The sequence below is a fragment of the Trebonia kvetii genome, assembly GCF_007827045.1.
Classification (GTDB): Bacteria; Actinomycetota; Actinomycetes; order Streptosporangiales; family Streptosporangiaceae; genus Trebonia; species Trebonia kvetii.
Genome location: NZ_RPFW01000001.1, coordinates 557,428 through 574,800 on the forward strand (window position 1 = coordinate 557,428; position 17,373 = coordinate 574,800).

General features: G+C 70.4%; 16 protein-coding genes. 6 read left to right on the forward strand and 10 right to left on the reverse strand.

Annotated elements, in window-relative coordinates; translation table 11 throughout:
- The first annotated feature begins 4 nt into the window (after positions 1 to 4).
- Positions 5 to 619: a response regulator gene (locus tag EAS64_RS02310; RefSeq protein WP_145851044.1), complete on the forward strand. Its 615-nt coding sequence runs from the start codon at positions 5 to 7 to the stop codon at positions 617 to 619.
- On the opposite strand, the gene EAS64_RS46630 is transcribed toward EAS64_RS02310, so the two are convergent.
- Both EAS64_RS46630 and rlmN read right to left on the reverse strand, forming a co-directional pair.
- Positions 570 to 1,235, reverse strand: a complete 666-nt coding sequence (locus tag EAS64_RS46630) for an acyltransferase (RefSeq protein ID WP_281283172.1) — start codon at positions 1,233 to 1,235, stop codon at positions 570 to 572. The genes EAS64_RS02310 and EAS64_RS46630 overlap by 50 nt on opposite strands.
- Positions 1,236 to 1,354: 119 nt before the next feature.
- Positions 1,355 to 2,461 (reverse strand): dual-specificity RNA methyltransferase RlmN, encoded by a 1,107-nt coding sequence (gene rlmN, locus EAS64_RS02320; protein WP_246115489.1) that lies wholly within the window; start codon positions 2,459 to 2,461, stop codon positions 1,355 to 1,357.
- 99 nt (positions 2,462 to 2,560) lie between these two features.
- Here rlmN and EAS64_RS02325 point away from each other — a divergent pair, with 99 nt between their 5' ends.
- On the forward strand, positions 2,561 to 3,664 hold the full coding sequence (locus EAS64_RS02325) for a suppressor of fused domain protein (protein ID WP_145852285.1): 1,104 nt from the start codon (positions 2,561 to 2,563) through the stop codon (positions 3,662 to 3,664).
- Positions 3,665 to 3,666: 2 nt separating this feature from the next.
- On the opposite strand, the gene EAS64_RS02330 is transcribed toward EAS64_RS02325, so the two are convergent.
- The 8 genes from EAS64_RS02330 to EAS64_RS02365 form a co-directional block, all read right to left on the reverse strand.
- The gene (locus EAS64_RS02330) at positions 3,667 to 3,846 is read right to left on the reverse strand and encodes a hypothetical protein (RefSeq protein ID WP_145851047.1); all 180 of its coding nucleotides are present in this window, start codon (positions 3,844 to 3,846) and stop codon (positions 3,667 to 3,669) included.
- Positions 3,847 to 3,976: 130 nt separating this feature from the next.
- Positions 3,977 to 4,840 (reverse strand): phosphatidate cytidylyltransferase, encoded by an 864-nt coding sequence (locus tag EAS64_RS02335; protein ID WP_145851048.1) that lies wholly within the window; start codon positions 4,838 to 4,840, stop codon positions 3,977 to 3,979.
- A 26-nt stretch (positions 4,841 to 4,866) separates the two neighbouring features.
- On the reverse strand, positions 4,867 to 5,424 hold the full coding sequence (gene frr, locus EAS64_RS02340) for a ribosome recycling factor (RefSeq protein ID WP_145852287.1): 558 nt from the start codon (positions 5,422 to 5,424) through the stop codon (positions 4,867 to 4,869).
- A 103-nt stretch (positions 5,425 to 5,527) separates the two neighbouring features.
- Entirely contained in the window at positions 5,528 to 6,364 is an 837-nt protein-coding gene (gene tsf, locus EAS64_RS02345) for a translation elongation factor Ts (RefSeq protein ID WP_145851049.1), read from the reverse strand.
- A 53-nt stretch (positions 6,365 to 6,417) separates the two neighbouring features.
- Complete coding sequence (gene rpsB / locus EAS64_RS02350) at positions 6,418 to 7,416, reverse strand: 30S ribosomal protein S2 (protein ID WP_145851050.1); 999 nt, start codon at positions 7,414 to 7,416, stop codon at positions 6,418 to 6,420.
- Between the two features lie 327 nt (positions 7,417 to 7,743).
- Positions 7,744 to 8,745, reverse strand: coding sequence for a tyrosine-type recombinase/integrase (locus tag EAS64_RS02355; RefSeq protein WP_145851051.1), 1,002 nt, complete (start codon positions 8,743 to 8,745; stop codon positions 7,744 to 7,746).
- A gap of 51 nt (positions 8,746 to 8,796) precedes the next feature.
- Positions 8,797 to 9,939: a DNA-processing protein DprA gene (dprA, locus tag EAS64_RS02360; RefSeq protein ID WP_246115490.1), complete on the reverse strand. Its 1,143-nt coding sequence runs from the start codon at positions 9,937 to 9,939 to the stop codon at positions 8,797 to 8,799.
- Positions 9,936 to 11,690 (reverse strand): YifB family Mg chelatase-like AAA ATPase, encoded by a 1,755-nt coding sequence (locus EAS64_RS02365; RefSeq protein WP_342781999.1) that lies wholly within the window; start codon positions 11,688 to 11,690, stop codon positions 9,936 to 9,938. Before EAS64_RS02365 ends, dprA begins: the two co-directional genes overlap by 4 nt.
- On the opposite strand from EAS64_RS02365, the gene EAS64_RS02370 reads away from it, so the two are divergent.
- From EAS64_RS02370 to EAS64_RS02385, 4 genes are read left to right on the forward strand one after another with little or no spacing between them, the layout of a single operon-like run.
- Positions 11,571 to 12,953 carry a site-specific integrase gene (locus EAS64_RS02370; RefSeq protein WP_222848931.1) on the forward strand — a complete coding sequence of 461 codons (1,383 nt, stop codon included), beginning with the start codon at positions 11,571 to 11,573 and terminating at the stop codon, positions 12,951 to 12,953. The genes EAS64_RS02365 and EAS64_RS02370 overlap by 120 nt on opposite strands.
- Positions 12,950 to 14,692: a hypothetical protein gene (locus EAS64_RS02375; protein ID WP_145851053.1), complete on the forward strand. Its 1,743-nt coding sequence runs from the start codon at positions 12,950 to 12,952 to the stop codon at positions 14,690 to 14,692. The genes EAS64_RS02370 and EAS64_RS02375 overlap by 4 nt, the downstream gene beginning before the upstream one ends.
- Positions 14,689 to 16,815: an integrase gene (locus EAS64_RS02380; protein WP_145851054.1), complete on the forward strand. Its 2,127-nt coding sequence runs from the start codon at positions 14,689 to 14,691 to the stop codon at positions 16,813 to 16,815. The genes EAS64_RS02375 and EAS64_RS02380 overlap by 4 nt, the downstream gene beginning before the upstream one ends.
- Positions 16,812 to 17,270: a hypothetical protein gene (locus EAS64_RS02385; protein ID WP_222848932.1), complete on the forward strand. Its 459-nt coding sequence runs from the start codon at positions 16,812 to 16,814 to the stop codon at positions 17,268 to 17,270. The genes EAS64_RS02380 and EAS64_RS02385 overlap by 4 nt, the downstream gene beginning before the upstream one ends.
- Positions 17,271 to 17,373 lie beyond the last annotated feature (103 nt).

Here is a 17,373-nt window from a genome sequence, read left to right on the forward strand (position 1 = left end):
CAGAATGTCCCAGGCCCCGCGCGCGAAGATCCTGCTTGTCGATGACAGAACAGAGAACCTGGTAGCGCTTGAGGCGATCCTGTCGTCCCTCGACCAGGACCTCGTCGCCGTCAGGTCCGGCAGCGCAGCTCTCGACGCGCTGGTCGCCGGCGGCTTCGCGGTCGTCCTGCTTGACGTGGTGATGCCGGGCATGGACGGATTCGAGACGGCGGCGCGGATCAAGCGGCGCGGCGTGACCCGCAACGTGCCGATCATCTTCCTGACGGCGGCGGGCGCGGAGCCCGAGCTCGCCTTCCGCGGCTACGCCGCCGGCGCCGTGGACTACATTTCCAAGCCGTTCGATCCCTGGGTGCTGCGCGCCAAGGTCTCGGTCTTCGTCGACCTGTACCTGAAGGACCGGCAGCTGCGTGAGGTGTCCGCGCTGCCGTCCCGGCTGTCGGCGATCGAGGCGGCGGCGGCCGGGCTCGCCGGGCTGCCCGCGGAACTCGCCTCAGGGGCGCTGACCGAGGCAACCCTGGCCCGCGAACTGGCACGGCTCGACGACGCCATCGCGGCGCTCCGGTCGACGATCAGCGGTCTCCCGGCGGACCGACCGGATCCCGGGCCGGGTCAGCGCTAGGACGCCAGCCGCCGGCGGTGTGCTCGCGGATGACGCGGGCGGGCACTCCCGCCACCACGCAGCGGTCGGGGATGGTGCCGCGCACCACCGAGCCGGCCGCGACCACCACGTTGCGGCCGATGGTCGCGCCGGGCAGGATGATCGCCCCGGCGCCGAGCCACGAGCCCGAGCCGATGCTCACCGGGCGGTTGACGGGGACCTGCAGGCCGATCGGGGTGTCCGGGTCGGCGTACCCGTGGTTCTGGTCGGTGATGTAGACGTAGGGGCCTGTCCAGACGTCGTCGCCTATCTCGATGAGCTCGTGCGCGATGATGTGGCTGCCGCGGCCGATCACGCAGCGGTCGCCGACCTTCAGCACGGTGAGGCCGAAGAAGTCCTGCCCGGGCAGGATGCCCGCGGACATGGTCACGAGCTGGCCGATGAGGGTGTCCTCGCCGACCTCCATCGCATGCTCGCCGAAAAGGGAGCCGGGCGGGAAGGCCATGATCGAGCCGCGGCCGAACGACTTGAACGCCCGGCCGGCCGGGGTGCCCGCGGTCACCAGGCCGGCCCGCTGGAACTCGCGCCAGCCCCAGTGCACGGCCCGCCAGACCACGGCGTGCCGCGCCGCCGTCACGCGGCACTTAGCCCTCATCCACCACTTCACCGGCACATTGTCTCGTGCCGCTGCACGGCGCGCTTGGCCAGGCGGGCGGAAGAAGGTCCCGGCGACGGCTGGGCGGCCGCCGCGTCACGTCAGGCCAGCGGGAGCAGCCTGGCGCCCGGCTTGGGGTGTGAGGCGGGGCCGACCGAGCGGCCCGTCACGGTCGCGGCAAGCTGACCGCAGGCGCCGTCGATCTCCCGTCCCCGGGTGTCCCTGACAGTGACCGCGACACCGTGGGCGGCTACCCGGTCGACGAACTCCTCCTGGACGCCGGGGCGGGATGCGGTCCACTTCGAGCCCGGCGTGGGGTTGAGCGGTATCAGGTTCACGTGCACGAGATGGCCGGCGAGCAGCGAGCCGAGCAGGTCCGCCCGCCACGCCTGGTCGTTGACGTCCCTGATCAGCGCGTACTCGATGGAGACGCGACGCCCGGTGACCGCGGCGTAGTCCCAGGCCGCGTCCAGCACCTCGGCGATCTTCCAGCGGCGGTTGACGGGGACCAGCTCGTCGCGTGCCTCGTCGTCCGGCGCGTGCAGCGAGACGGCGAGCCGGACGGTCAGCTTCTCCTCGGTCAGGCGGCGGATCGCCGGAACCAGGCCCACGGTGGAGACGGTCAGGTTCCGCTGCGAGATGCCGAGGCCGGACGGCACCGGGTCAGACAGCCGGTGCACCGCGCCGATGACGTTCTTGTAGTTGGCGAGCGGCTCGCCCATGCCCATGAAGACGATGTTGGAGACGCGCCCGTCCGGTGCGAGCGCCCGCTCCCCCGCCACCACCTGGGAGACGATCTCCGCGGTCGACAGGTTCCTGGTCAGGCCCGCCTGGCCGGTCGCGCAAAACGGGCAGCCCATCCCGCAGCCGGCCTGCGACGACACGCACATCGTGACCCGGTCCGGGTACTTCATCAGCACCGATTCGACAAGCGCGCCGTCGTGCAGCCGCCACAGCATCTTGCGGGTCGCGCCGTCGTCGCAGGCCATCTCCCGCTCGGAGGTCAGCAGCCGCGGCAGCATCTCGCCGGCCAGCGCGTCGCGGACGCCGACGGGCAGATCCGTCATATCCTCGGGAGTGTCGGTATACCTGGCGAAGTAGTGCCGGGACAGCTGGTCCGCGCGGAACGGCTTCTCGCCGAGCGCCGTGACAGCCGCGCGCCGTCCGGCCAGATCGAGGTCGGCGAGATGGCGGGGCGGGTGGGGCACGACTCCTCCGTTCGGGATAAAAGTTCTAGGTTCTATTTACCTTAACGTGAGCACTTGATCACGTAGGGCAAACAGGACGATAGTGGGAATATGGCGATTATGCTGTCTGGTCCAGATCCGTTCCCGTCGCCTGTGACGCTGCTCGACAGCGTGAACCCGTACGGGTCCAGGCGGCTGACGGTCGAGTTCGACGGTTCGACCACAGCCGCTTACCTGCGGGACGAGACGAGTGTCATCGCCGCTACCTGGATAGCCAACCATGTCCGTGCGCCGCGCACGACTGATCCGGAAAGGATCAACGCGGGGCAGGCGCCCGTTATGCCCGCCGGGCGGACCAGGCACCCGCGCGGCAGGCCACCGCTCGACCCGGCCACCTTGCAGGCGCTGTGGTTCGAGGAGGGCGACGGGGTAGCCCTGCTCGAGCGCGGTACGCTGCTCGCGGTCATCCCCGGCTGGGCGGACTCCAGCCGCGGCATGCCCGGCTACAGCAGGGACGCGATCGGGCAGACGCCGTTCGCCTGGGGCCTCGACGACGCCATCGAGGGGCTCGGGCCACGGGTGGAGCGGGCCGCGGAGTTCTGGCGGTGGCGCGAATCGCCCGGCCGCTGGTCGGAGTTCCAGGCCGCCGCGCTCGGCCACCTCACATCGCGGCTCGGGCCTGGCGCGCACTACTGGGACGGGGCGCCGGGCAAGCGGCCCGCGATCGGCATCTCCGAGCGGCCGTCCGGCTCGCAGCGCCCGTTCACCATCCTGTCCACGGTGGGGATGAGCGCGCAGCGGATGCCCCTCGTCGAGCAGGTCGTCGACGACCCCGCCGGGTACTCGCGGATCGAGCTCGCGGTCGCGACGACGCTGCCGTCCGGCGTCGCCGCCCTGGTCTTCCTCTGGCTCGCCGGATACCCGTGGCGGGCGGTGACCTGGTTCGGGCCCGGGCACAGCATCCGCTGGTACGACAAGCCGTCCACGTTCCCGCTCGGCGGCGGGTACGAGGGCGTGCTGCTGCTTGAGGATCCGTCGGGGCTAGCCGGGCCGCCGGCGCCGGACCTGTCCGGCTTCTCGGTCGACGGCGACCCGGTCCGCTGGCTGTGGATCGTCCCGATCACCGAGCGCTCCAGGCAGGTTGCCAAGGAATACGGCTCGGCGAGCCTGGTGACCCGCCTCGCGGAGCAGGGGCGGAGCTGGATCGTGACTCCGCCCCAGTAGACCTAGCCGTGGATGTGCAGGTTGACGCCGAGCGGGATCAGCCACCAGAGCAGGATCGCCAGCAGGGCGCTTGCCACGGTGCGGAGCCAGCTCAGGGTGAGGTATCCGTGGTCCCAGGCGATGAAGACGCCGATGACGAGATAGATCAGAATGATGACGCGCGTGACCCACTTACCGGACATGCCCGATTCTCCGTTTCGGAAAAGGCCGTGCCCATGTTGGCCGTGCCGTTTGCCCGCCGGTCTAACTGCCTAGGATTCGCGCGATTAAACACGGATGCGACGTTTTGGGATTGGGCGAAGCCGGGATGATCTATTTGATGAAGAGGGCGAGCAGCAGCCAGACCACCGGGGCGCAGAAGAGCAGGGAATCGATGCGGTCGAGGACGCCGCCATGGCCGGGCAGCAGGCTGCCCATGTCCTTGATGCCCAGGTCGCGCTTGATCATCGACTCGGCCAGATCGCCGAAAACCGCGGCGGCGACCGCCGCGGCGCCGGTGATGATGCCCTGCCACCAGTGGCCGTGCAGCAGCGCGGGAAGCAGGATCGCGCCCGCGACGATGCTGAGCACCGCCGAGCCCGCCAGGCCTTCCCAGGTCTTCTTCGGGCTGATAATCGGGGCCATCTTGTGGCCGCCGGTCAGCGGCTTGAGCGTGATGCCGGCGAAATAGCCGCCGATATCGCTGCAGATGGTCAAGATGATGAAGGTGAGCACTCGCTTGCCGCCGTCGTGCGGGGCGAGCATCGCCGAGACGCAGGCGCCGAGCAGGCCCAGGTATGCCGTGGCGAACACGGCCGCCGAGACGTCCCTGACGTAGCCGTCCGCGCCGAGGAACATGCGGAAGATCAGCACGCCGAGTAGCGTCAGCGCGAATGCCGCGGCGACCGCGCCGCCCGCCGCCCAGTACCCGGCGGTCAGCATCGCCGCGCCGCCGAGGGCGACCGGGGCGAGCTGTACGTGGATGTCCTTGGTCCGGAACGCGGCGGCCAGCTCATGCAGGGCCAGGGCGAGGGCCACGCCCATGTAGATCAGGAAGGTCGCCTTGACGGTGAGCAGCGTAAGTAGCGCGAGGCCGCCGAGCAGGACGCCGATGCCGATCGCGGCCGGCAGGTTCCTGCCGGTGCTGATGTGGCGGTCGGGCTGCTTGGTTTCTGCTTCTGCGGATTCTGCGGACATGGGGTCGCGTGGCTTAGGTGTGCGGCTCAGATTTCGAGCAGCTCGGATTCCTTGTGCTTGAGCAGCTCGTCGACCTTCGCGATGTAGCTGTCGGTGAGCTTCTGCAGCTCGGCCTCGGCGCGGCGCACCTCGTCCTCGCCCGCCTCGGCGTTCTTCACCATCTTGTCCAGCGCGTCCTTGGCGTGCCGCCTGATGTTGCGGATGCTGATGCGGCTGTCTTCCGCCTTGGACCTGGCGGTCTTGACGTACTCCCGGCGGCGTTCCTCGGTCAGCTCGGGGAAGACCACGCGGATGAGCACGCCGTCGCTGGTGGGGTTGACGCCCAGGTCGCTGTTCCTGATCGCCTTCTCGATGCCGGCCGTGGAGCCCTTGTCAAAGGGCTGAATGGTGATCATCCGCGGCTCGGGCACGTGGAAGGAGGCAAGCTGGTTAAGCGGCGTCTGCGTGCCGTAGTACTCGGCGGTGATCTTCGAGAAGACAGAGGGAGTAACACGGCCGGTGCGGATATTGCTGAAGTCTTCCTGGGCGACCGTGACGGCCTTGTCCATCTTCTCTTCGGCTTCGAAGAGGGTGTCATCGATCATCGTGTTCAGCTCCTGTGCACGGACGGCGGCGTTGACCACATTACCCCGGATACACTTCTGCCGTCCGAGAGGACGACCTCTCGGACGGCAGAGCCCTACTGCGTTACGCCTGGCCGACGCGGAAGCGGGCGAAGGCCTTGACGTTCACCTTGCCGGCCGCGAGGACCGACTTGATCGTCTGCTTCGGGTCCTTCACCGACGCCTGCTCGGTGAGCACCACGTCCTTGTAGAAGGCGCCGACGCGGCCCTCGACGATCTTCGGGATGGCCTGCTCCGGCTTGCCCTCCTCGCGGGTGATCTCCTCCGCGATCCTGCGCTCCTTCTCGACCACGTCCGCGGGCACCTCGTCCCTGGTGACGTACAGGGCACCGGCCGCGGCGATCTGCTGCGCGATGTCCTTGGCGACCTCTTCGTTGGCCGCGTCGAGCTGGACGAGCACGCCGATGGTCGGCGGCAGGTCCCGGTCGGACTTGTGCAGGTAGGTGGTCACGTACCCGCCGTCAAGCAGAGCGTAGCGACCAAGCTCGAGCTTCTCCTTGATGGACGCGCTCGCGTCCTCGATGAGCGTCTCGACCGTCTTGCCGTCCGCGGTCTCCGTGGCCAGCAGCGCGAGCCGGTCGGCCGGCTTCTTGGCGATCGCGGCCTGCGCGATCTTGGCGGCGAGCTCCTGGAAGCCCTCGTTCTTCGCCACGAAGTCGGTTTCGCAGTTCAGCTCGATCAGGACGCCCGCGCTCGTGCCCTCGAGCTCGGCGATCACCAGGCCGTTGGCGGCGGTCCTGTCGGCCCGCTTGCCCGCGTCCTTGACGCCCTTCTTGCGCAGCAGCTCGATGGCCACGTCGATGTCGCCATCGGACTCGGCCAGCGCGTTCTTGCAGTCCATCATGCCGGCCCCGGACAGGTCCCGGAGCCGCTTGATGTCAGCGGCGGAAAAATTCGCCATTGTCTGTTCCTCGCTTTGGAGTGGTGGTCAGCGTGGTCAGCGCGTAGTCAGCGTCACTCGGCGTCTTCGGTGGCGGCCTCTTCGGCTGCGGCTTCGGCGGTCTCGACGGACTCCTGTGCCGCGGCGGCCTCGGCGATCTCCGGGGCGGCGGCCTCGACCTCGGCGATGTCAGCGTCGGCCTGGGCTGCGTCGGTGACCGGAGACTCCTGGATGTCCTCGGTCCCCTCGGTCTCCCCGGTCCCCTCGGCAACCGGAGCCGCGGAGCCCGCGAGCAGGTCACGCTCCCACTCGGGCAGCGGCTCGTCGGCGCTGGTGGAGAACTGGTCCTCGGACGGCTTCACGTCCGTCTCGGCCGCGCCGGAACGGGAAATCAGGCCGTCGGCCACCGCGTCGGCGACCACGCGGGTGAGCAGCGCAACGCTGCGGATCGCGTCGTCGTTACCCGGGATCGGGTAGTTCACCTCGTCGGGGTCACAGTTGGTGTCGAGGATCGCGACCACCGGGATGCCCAGCTTGCGCGCCTCGTTGACCGCGATGTGCTCCTTCTTGGTGTCCACCACCCAGATGGCGCTCGGCACGCGGGCCATGTCCCTGATGCCGCCGAGGGTCTTGTCCAGCTTGTCGCGCTCGCGCTTGAGGCCGAGCAGTTCCTTCTTCGTCATGCCGGAGCCGGCCACGTCGGTGAAGTCGAGCTCCTCAAGCTCCTTGAGGCGCTGCAGCCGCTTGTAGACGGTGGAGAAGTTGGTGAGCATTCCGCCCAGCCAGCGCTGGTTCACGAACGGCATGCCGACCCGGCGCGCCTGCTCGGCGATCGCCTCCTGGGCCTGCTTCTTGGTGCCGACGTAAAGGATCGTGCCGCCGTGCGCGACCGTCTCCTTGATGAACTCGTACGCGCGGTCGATGTAGTCGAGCGACTGCTGGAGGTCGATGATGTAGATGCCATTGCGCTCGGTGAAGATGTAGCGCTTCATCTTCGGGTTCCAGCGCCGGGTCTGGTGCCCGAAGTGGACGCCGCTCTCCAGGAGCTGCTTCATGGTTACGACCGGGGCCATCTCGGTCCTTCCGTGTTGTTGCGCGCGGCTCCGCTCGCCGTCCCTTCGGTCAGGGCGGTTGCCGTTCGTTGTCGCGCGCGGCTCGGTTGTCTGTCCTGGTGCCCGCCGGCTCTGCTAGTGGCATCCACACCGTGCCTACCTGCCCCAAGGGACCGGTGGACCGAGTGGTGTGTCCCGCGCCATGGCTGGCGCGGCTTGCGGACACGCGAAGTTGGCCGCCCGAGGCCGCACTCCCGAGGGCATGCGGCTAGACGACCGTTCGTATTCTATCCCGAGCGCGGAAGTCCTGCAGTCGGGGAGGCCGGCTGGGCCGGCGCGGCCGCCGGCCTAGGCGCGCGGGTGGGCCTGGCGGTAGGTGGCCTTGAGGCGCTCGGCGGAGACGTGGGTGTAGATCTGGGTGGTCGCTGGCGAGGCGTGGCCGAGGATCTCCTGGACGCTACGCAGGTCGGCACCGCCCTCCACCAGGTGCGTTGCCGCGGTGTGCCTGATCGCGTGCGGGCCCGCGTCGCGGACGGCGGGTGCTGCGCCGGCGTCGGGATCCGCGTGACCGGCCGCGTGCCGGGCGGCCAGGTCGGCGGCGCGGAGCCGGACGTGGACGATGCGGCGCGCGGTCCGCGTGTCGAGCCTGCCGCCGCGGGCGCCGAGGAACAGGGCGTCCTCGCTGTGCTCATTGGCGAGAATCGGCCGTCCGACCTCTTCCCAGCGCGTGAGCGCCCGCATCGCGGGGATGCCCACGGGGACGACGCGCTCCTTGCGGCCCTTGCCGAAGACCCGCACGGTCCGCCGACCGCGGTCAAGCCCGTCGGTGTCGAGCCCGCACAACTCGCTGACCCGGATCGCCGACGCGTAGAGCAGTTCGAGCACCGCCGCGTCGCGCATGGCCAGGGCCGCCGTGGAGCGCTGGCCGACGGCGAGTTCGCGCAGCGCCCGGTCTTCGCAGTCGGCGAGCACCACGTTGATCTCGTCCCTGCGCAGCACCTGTGGCAGCGCACGCCGGGCCTTGGGCGTGCCGAGCTGCGGTCCGGGGTCGACGGCAAGCCAGCCCTGACGGTGGGCGTAAGCGGTGAACGCGCGGGCCGCCGCGCCCCGGCGGGCCAGCGTGGCACGGGCGGCGCCTGCCTGGTGCTGACTCGCCAGCCAGCCGCGCAGCGTCGTCAGGTCGATGAACGCCGGATCTTCGATGCCGGCGTGCCAGGCGTATTCGAGTAGCGACTGGATGTCGCCCTGGTAGGCGCGGACGGTGTGGCGCGAGAGGGCACGCTCGGCCGCGAGATGGCGGCAGAACTCGGCCAGCGCCGAACTGAGCGCCGCTGGCAGGCCCTCGTCCATGGCCAAAGTGTGCACCCGGCCACGCGACTTGGGAACGACCTGCGCAAGGTTTTACCTGGCTGTTGCAGGACGGCGCAAGCGCCAGCCGTCGTCGCAGCGCTCGATGAAACCGGCGGCGGACAGTTCGCCGAGGCAGCGGACGACGGTCGCCGGGTCCATGCCCGCCCGTTGCGCGACCCGCACCGTGCCCGAGCCGCCGCGGCGGGGCATCGCGTCGAGCACGGTTGCCTGATCTTGGCCGAGCGCGTCGCGGGGCAGCAGTGCCACGCCAAGCTGCGCGGGAACGGTCGCGCCGACCGGGGACAGGTTCTCTGTCACCTCGGCCGCACTGGTGACGAGCACGCCCTGCCATTCGCGGATTATGTGATGGCATCCGGCGGACAGGTCCGAGGTGACCGGGCCTGGCACCGCCATCAGCCGGCGCTGCAGGTCCCTGGCGTGCCGAGCGGTGTTGATCGCGCCGCTGCGGTGACTCGCCTCCACGACGAGCGTGCCGGTGGCGAGGGCGGCGATGACCCGGTTGCGGACCAAGAAGCGCAGCCTGCTCACCTGCCGGCCGGGCGGCCACTCGCTGGCGAGCACGCCCTGGGCGGCGATCGCGTCGAGCAGGTCGGCGTGGGCGGACGGGTAGGGCACGTCCACACCGCAGGCGAGCACCGCGATCGTCACCCCGTCCGCACTGAGCGCGCCCCGGTGCGCCGCCGCGTCGACACCGAACGCGCCGCCAGAGACTACCGCCCAGCCGCGCGCGGCGACGGAGGCGGCGAACTCGGCGGCGACATAGGAGCCGTAGGCGGTCGCCGCCCGCGCACCGACGATCGCCACCGAACGCAGGCAGCTGAAGCGCAGGTCCGCGCTGCCGCGCACCCACAGCGCGTACGGCTCGTCGTCGCCCAGGTCGGCCAGCTGCCCCGGCCACTCCGGGTCGCCTGGGCAAATGAGCCTGATCCCTGACTCACGGAAGGCGATCAGCTGTTCCTGTCGCGGAAGTTCGGGTAGCCGCGCCCGCCACCGGTCCATGCTGGCCCCCTGACCCTGAGAGCTAGAGCCAAGCTGGCGGCCCGAGTTGATGGCGTCCAGGGTCCGGGCCGCACCGTGCTCACGGAACAGCCGCGCCAGGCGGCGGTCGGCCGGCTCGGCGAGGTAGGTGAGCGCCGCTCGCGCGTAGTTTTCCTCGGTCAGTCCGTCGGTCACTGTGCCACTCCTAGCCATAGTCCGATCGCGAGGTTGACTTGGTCCGCCCCCGGCTGGTCCTGGCCGGCCAGGTCGGCAAGCGACCAGGCGACGCGCACGATCTTGTCCGCGCCCCTGGCGGAGACCTGGCCGAGCTCCATGGCCCGGTCGAGGGATGCCAGCGCTCCCGGGCGCGGCGGGAATTCGCGGCGCAGCACAGTGCCCGGGACCTCGGCGTTGAGCCGCCACGGGGTGCCCGCGAGGCGAGCCGTGCAGCGCTCGCGTGCGGCGATGACGCGACGGGCGACGGTCGCGGAGGTCTCGGCGAACTTGCGGTCGTAGAGCATGTCGCGGCGGGACACCGGCTGCAGGCGGACCTTGACGTCGACCCGGTCGAGCAGCGGCCCGGAGATCCTGGCGAGGTAGCGGCGGCGGGCAGCGGGGGAGCAGGAGCAGCCGGCCTTGCCTGGCCCCGCGGTGTTCGCGCAGGGGCACGGGTTGGCCGCCATCACGAGGGTGAACCGCGCGGGGAAGACGGCCTGCGCTCCGCTGCGGGCGATCACGACCTCGCCGGATTCCAGCGGCTGGCGCAGCGCGTCCAGAACATCGCGATGAAACTCGGGCGCCTCGTCGAGAAACAGGATCCCGTTGTGCGCCAGGGAGGCGGCGCCCGGGCGGACGACGCCGCTGCCGCCGCCGACGATCGCCGCCATCGAGGAAGTGTGGTGCGGAGCGCAGAACGGCGGCATGCTCAGCAGACCCGCGCCCGCGGGCAGCCGGCCCGCGATGGAGTGGATCGAGGTGACCTCGATCGCCGCCGCCCGCTCCAGCTCGGGGAGGATCGTCGGCAGCCGCTCGGCCAGCATGGTCTTGCCCGCGCCGGGCGGGCCGAGCAGCGACAGATTGTGGCCGCCCGCGGCGCAGATCTCCGCGGCGAGCCGCGCCTCCGCCTGGCCGAGAACGTCCGCCAGGTCGAGCCTCTTCGCGAGGGCGTCCGCGGACGGCGGCCCATTTGGCGGTTCAGGGACCGGGGCCAGCACGGGCAGTGGCCCGCCGCGCAGCCAGACGATCACCTCGGTGAGGGTGTTCGCGCCGACCACGCGGACCCCGGGGACCAGGGCGGCCTCCGCCACGTTCTGCGCGGCGACGACCACGGTGCTCACGCCGCCCTCGGCCGCGGCCACCGCGGGCAGCACGCCGGGCACCGGGCGCAGCCTGCCGTCGAGGCCAAGTTCGGCGAGGAACATCGCGCCCGCCGGCGTGGCGAGCGGGACCGCGTCGGCGGCGGCGAGGATGGCAACTGCGATGGCCATGTCGAAGCCGCTGCCGCGCTTCGGCAGCGCCGCCGGGGAGAGGCCGACGGTGATCTTCGAGTTCGGCCAGCTCTCGCCGCTGTTCCGCAGTTCCCTGTTAAATACCCGTGTTGATGCAGGTGGCTGTGAAAGGATCTTAGACCTATGTGGCGGGTGTTCTGGGTGCCGCGGAACGCGGTGCGGACAGGGATCAGACGGCGGGTTTTGGCGGGCTGGGAAGACCTTCCGGCGCGTGAGGACGCAGCTGGGATCAGCGCAGGTGACCCGATTTTCCTGTCGCCGGATCACCGGGTGGACCCGCTGCTGTGCTTGTACGTCCAGTGGCCGGGGTTTCGCAGGTTGAAGGCTTCGACGAAGCAGAGCTACGCGACGGACATCGCGCTGCTGCTGACGTTCCTGTGGGGGCGGGGCAAGGCCTGGACGGACGCGACAAGCCGGGATCTGGAGGACTACGAGCACTGGCGGCGGTTCGCCGACGGCAACCCGAGCCGCGTGGGAGGGGACAAGTGGGACCGGGAGCTAACAGCGTTCGCTCACTTGTACCGGTGGGCGGTCAAGGAGGAGAACCGGTACGTGGCGCGGAACCCGGTGGCGATGAAGCAGTTCAGGGGCCGCGACGGGGGCATGGCCACGGTGCCGGCGGCGCGTGCAAAGGACGCCAGGCGGTCGAACGTGCACTGGCTGACACCCCGGACGTGGCGACTGTGGACTGACGTCGGGCTGCGCGGGCACGGCCGCGACGGGGTCCCGGTGGCGGGCTGGGCGGGGCGACTGGAGGACCGCAACGTGGCGTTCGTGCGGCTGCTGGTCTCCTCTGGCCTGCGCAGGTCAGAAGGCGGGTCGCTGCTGACGTTCGAGGTGCCCGAGGTTCGGCTGGGCGCGGGCCGCTACTACCGGGGAAAGGTCATGGCGGGACCGACGAGGTCGAAGAAGAACAGGGTGTTCTACGCGGCGGCAGACGCGATCGGGGACATCGCCGCCTACGTGGAGTCGTCGCGGGCGTGGGCGGTGAGAGAGGCGCAACGCAAGGGCCGCTACGAGATGATGCCGGGGGCACAGGTGGTCACCGGGATCACCCGGGGCGCCGATCCCGTGGTGAACTGGCGCCGCCTGGACGGCACGTCCGGCAAGACCCGCCTGAGAGAGATGACCGTCGAGGAGCGGTCGGTGCTGCTCACCGAGGGAACGCACGGCCTGGAACCGCTCTGGCTGTGGCTCAACGAGCGGGGGCTCCCGTTCGCGGTGCACTCCTGGGAGAACGTGTTCCGCGAGGCCAGCAACAGGTGCGAGCGCGTTCTCACCCCGCCCCGCCGGGCCGGCCTGGACCCCCACCAGGTCTACGCTCCCAAGGCCACCATCCACTCCGCACGCCACAGCTACGCGCTCTACATGCTGGTCGTGCTTAACGTCCTGATGGACCAGAGGTACGGCCTGACCGAGGAAGAACGCCGCGAGTACCGGATGCTCTACGGGGACCCCTGGTTCATGGTCCAGCAACTGCTAGGCCACGCATCCCGGGAGACCACCGTCTCCCGGTACCTCGCGCCGGTAGCCGACCTGAGCCTGCGGTCCATGCTGGCCGGGGAGAAAGAGCCGATCGCCGCTCCGATGCCCGAGCTAGACGACGTATTCGCCCGGGTAGCGCGGGAGTCGGAGGGCATCCAGGACGTCGGCCTGAACGTTGCCGACATCGGCCAGTCAGTGGCAGGGGTGGCCTGGTGACCGGGCGGGGACACCGGGCAGCCCTCCCGGACGGTGACCACGCGAGACCGGACTACGTCACAACGAACGAACAGGGCGGCCTCGTGGTGCGCCACTACAACCGCCATGGCCAGGTCCTGGAGTTCGACTTCTCGGAGCTGCCGGTCGCCCCGCCGATGCAGGCCTCGCTGGCGGCCCTGTTCGCGGCGCGGTGCACGCCGGCCTACTGGTCCGTCCACCGCACGTCGAAGACGGCATGGGTTCACCTGCGGTCTTTCGCGCAATTCCTTGCCCAGCAGCAGCGGCCGCCTCGGGACCTGGACGACCTCACCCCGGAACTCGTACGGCAGTGGCGGTCATCCTGCGACTACATGTGCTGGATCGTGATCGCTGCCATGCTGCGCGCTGACGCCAGGCTCCAGGCGGGCCATGCCGCCGATGAGCTGGCCCGCCGCCGAAAACCCGCCCGCAGCAAGGTCCAGTCCTACAGCGAGGCCGAGCTCGGCGAGGTCAGGAAGGCCGCCCGGCGCCAATTCCGTTCCGCACTGCAGCGCATCAACGACAACGCGCTGCACTTGCAGCGATGGCGAGACGGCACGATTGCCGAGGGCAGCCGCGACTGGGTGATCGGCGAAGGGCTGGACCTGCTGGCCCGCACCGGTGCCCTGCCGAAATACACCGACAAGAACGGCCGGCTGACCGTCAAGGGCAGGTACCGCATCGCGTTCGGCGGATCATCAGGCGCCGCGACCTGGCAGCGGCTGTTCCTGACGCGGGAGGCAGCAGCCGCGCTGGGAGTCCTGCTGATGGCCGAATTCGGATGGAACCTGTCAGTGATCGACACGCTCGCAGTGCCGGTGGCGTCCCCTGACCAAGGCAGTGACGGCCATCCCACCTATCACATATCGCTGGAGAAGCCCCGCCGCGGGCCCGGCCGCAGCCACGAGACCCGCAACGTCACCGATCATGGCGCCGGCTCGCCAGGGCGACTGATAACCCAGGCCCTGGCCGCCACGCGCTTCGCCCGGGCCATCGTCGAGGAGACCGCACCCGGCACCAACCGCCTGATCGTGTGGCGGTCCAACCAGCCCGGGCGCCCGCAGGCGGACGGGGACCGGCTCCCTCCGGTCGGCCCGTTCAGCTTCGGCGTTCACAGCGACGCCGGGAGCACATGGGCGAGAGCCGCGGGACTCGGCGGCAGCCCGTTCCGCCGGGGGCGGCGGACGGTCGTCGCGCTAGACCGGCGGGAACCTGCGCAGCACTCCCAGGAGACCCACGACCGTGCCTACGTGCTGCCTGACAAGCGGGTTCAGGCTCAGGCGGTTGAGGTGATCGCCGGCGGGGCGGAGGATGCCGCCGCTCGTGCCCGCACAGTGGTCCTGGTCGCCCAGGTGCGTGACCAGCCTGACCCGGGCGACGTCGAGACCGCGACGGCGGACTGCTGCAGCCCCGACGACAGCCCGTGGCCGTCCCCGGGCGGGGGCTGCGGCGCCTCATTCCTCCTCTGCCTGGCCTGCCCGAACGCGCGGGTCCACGCCGGCCACCACCCCCGCCTCGCTCACCTGCACGAGGCGCTGGGCAGCCTGCGGTCCGTCCTGCCGCCCGCGGCCTGGGCGGCAGACTGGCGCGACGCCCACGAGCGCCTGGAAGACCTCCGCGAGCGTGTCGGCGAGGGACCATGGACCCGCGCCCTGGCCCGGGTCACCGACGCTGACCGCGCCCTCATCCACCACCTGCTCACCGGGAACCTCGACGAATGACCGCCGCACCGGACCTCGACCCCTACCTGCTCCCCCTGCCCGCCCCGGGCACTCCTGTTGTCCCGTCGCACCTGGCAAGTGCCATGCATGCCCACCTCAACGGCCGCTACGCCGACCCCGAATGGCAGCTAGCCCCGCTGACCGACAACCCAAGCGGCCGCAAGCACGCGATCCTGTGGCGGAACTGGCCTGCCTCGTTCGAGGGCGAGATGCGGCTCGCGGTCTGGAACCTCATCAACGGCGAGCTCCGGCCTGTGTTCCTGCTGCAGCGCGGCACCCGGATGCGGGGCCGCACCTCCTCCATTCACCTCTACGACACGACGCGGAACTGGAAGCAGCTTGCTCACTGGCTCGATGACAGGGGAGCCCGCAGCCTCGCTGACTGCAGCACCAGCCTCTTGCACGAGTACGGCCTCCATCTCCGAGATGCGAACTGCACCAGGAAGGCCGTCCTCAAGATCCTTGTCTCGCTGACGCGGCTGTGGGCCTTCGACCAGCTAAGTGCCCGCCCGAACGGCATCGGCCGGCCTCCATGGGATGACCTGGGCGTTGATGACTACCTGCCGGCGGCGACACCCGGAGGCGGGGAGAACACGACCGAGCCCCTCGCCGAGCAGACCATGGGCCCGTTGCTCACCTGGGCGATGAGGATGGTCGATGACCTGTCCGGTGACATCCTCGCCGCCTGGGCTGAACGGCAGCGCCTCATCAAGGCGGCCCAGGCCACGACGGCCACGCCCGCCGGGCATGCCGCCCTGGAGGCATACCTCCGCCCCCTGGTCGCCAGCCAGATGCCCCTGCCCGCGACCACTTCCAACGGCAACCTCGTCCTCGCCCGCTACTACATCAGCGGCGTCACCGGCGCATCGCCCGGACAGGTGGACGGATTCAGGTATCGCCGGGGGCTGACGGCCATGGTTGAGCAGCGTCCCGGCCCGTGCCCACTAGACGTTCCCGTAACCGGGCGGATCGCTGGGAAGCCGTGGCGGACGGCTCTCGACTATAACGAAGCCCCGTTCCTCATCCGCCACCTGGGAACGGCCGCCTGGGTGGTCTGTGCCTACCTGACCGGCATGCGGCCACAAGAAGTCCTGGGCCTGCGCGCCGGCTGCTGCCCTGACACTGCTGCCGGTCCCGACGGGCAGCCCGGGAGGCACCTGATCCGCGGCCACGAGTTCAAGACCGCTACTGACGACGACGGCAACCATCAGTCCAGCGGTGCCGAGCGCGAGGTCCCCTGGGTCGCCATCACTCCCGTCGTCAACGCGATCCGCGTGCTGGAGCGCATGGTCCCCGAAGGGCACCTGCTGTTCGACCACAGTGCCCACGACGCCGGCAACCGCCCGGGCACCGGCTCCCTGAAGGTGAGCGCGCTCCGGGGGCGGATCGAGGACTTCGTGGCCTGGGCGAACCGCGAGGCAAGCCGCCATGAACTGCCCGGCGAGACCATCCCGGATGACCCGCACGGGCACATCGGCACCGCGCGCTTCAGGCGGAGCCTGGCGTGGCATATCGCCCGGCGGCCTGGCGGGCACGTGGCCCTGGCCATCCAGTACGGCCACATGCGGACCGCCTTCGGGTCGCCATCAGAGGGGTACGCCGGCCGCAGCCGCGACGGCATCCACGACCTCATCAACATGGAGACCGCCCTGGCAGGCGTCGACACCGCGGCCGCGCTGCGGGAGGAAATGGAAGGCGGCGGAGGAGTCTCCGGGCCCGCGGCCGGCCGCGCGCTCAGGGCCGCCGCCGTTGCAGCCCGGTTCGAGGGCGCCCTGCTCACGCCGGCCGGGGCCCGCAAGCTGATGCAGAACGAGGACGTGGTGATCTACGACAACCCGCACGCCGCCGTCCTTTGCCTCCACAAACGGGACACGGCGCTTTGCAATCACGATAAGGCCAGGGACACGCCCAGGCTTGACCGGTGCGATCCGAGGTGCGCGAACATCGCCCGCACCGACCGGCAGGCCGCGCAACTCCGCGAGCGCGCCGCCACCCTCGACGCCCAGGCCGGCTACGTCCCCCAGCCGATCGGGGACCGGATGCGAGCCAACGCCGCCCGGCTCCGCGAGCTCGCCGACAAGCACGACCGCACCCGCATCACCCTGGACAGGAGCGCAGTATGACCCCGGGCACCGGCGAGCGGGACCAGATCCGCACCGCAATGGACCGCATCCTCGGCGGCGCCCCCGAGCGGTCCGATGGCGCGATGACCATCGTGGCGCTCGCGATCGAGGCCGGGGTCCCCCGCAACGCCCTCACCCAAAGGCACACCGACCTGAAGGCCGAGTTCTACCAGCGGGTCAAGGAACGCGGCGCCGGGAGCGAGGACGAGGAACGGCTCCGCGCCACCATCCGCGAGCTGCGCAAGGGCGCCGCCGCCACGCGCAGGGACCTCGCCCGAGCCCGCGCCGACATCAAGGCCCTCGTCCGCGCCGTCAACCAGCTCACCACGGAGAACCACCAGCTCCGCGAGGCCCAGGCCACCCGCGACCGCGTGGTCGTGCCATTCCCCGCCACGATCCAGCCCTCCCGCGGACCGTCGTCATCGCCGACCTGGACCACAACGCCAGCCCCGTGACCTCGTCCCCGGCCCAGGCCGACGCCATCCTGGCGAAATCAGCGCGGCGGCTGCCTTATGCCCGCCCTGCCCAGGCGGCGTGCAGCGACGCAAGCTGGCGAGC

Coding starts and splice junctions, on each gene's coding strand:
- EAS64_RS02330 (WP_145851047.1), bottom strand. CDS start 3,846: ATGTCCGGTAAGTGGGTCACGCGCGTCATCATTCTGATCTATCTCGTC.
- EAS64_RS02325 (WP_145852285.1), top strand. CDS start 2,561: ATGCTGTCTGGTCCAGATCCGTTCCCGTCGCCTGTGACGCTGCTCGAC.
- tsf (WP_145851049.1), bottom strand. CDS start 6,364: ATGGCGAATTTTTCCGCCGCTGACATCAAGCGGCTCCGGGACCTGTCC.
- EAS64_RS02335 (WP_145851048.1), bottom strand. CDS start 4,840: ATGTCCGCAGAATCCGCAGAAGCAGAAACCAAGCAGCCCGACCGCCAC.
- rpsB (WP_145851050.1), bottom strand. CDS start 7,416: ATGGCCCCGGTCGTAACCATGAAGCAGCTCCTGGAGAGCGGCGTCCAC.
- EAS64_RS02355 (WP_145851051.1), bottom strand. CDS start 8,745: ATGGACGAGGGCCTGCCAGCGGCGCTCAGTTCGGCGCTGGCCGAGTTC.
- EAS64_RS02310 (WP_145851044.1), top strand. CDS start 5: ATGTCCCAGGCCCCGCGCGCGAAGATCCTGCTTGTCGATGACAGAACA.
- frr (WP_145852287.1), bottom strand. CDS start 5,424: ATGATCGATGACACCCTCTTCGAAGCCGAAGAGAAGATGGACAAGGCC.
- EAS64_RS02385 (WP_222848932.1), top strand. CDS start 16,812: ATGACCCCGGGCACCGGCGAGCGGGACCAGATCCGCACCGCAATGGAC.
- EAS64_RS02380 (WP_145851054.1), top strand. CDS start 14,689: ATGACCGCCGCACCGGACCTCGACCCCTACCTGCTCCCCCTGCCCGCC.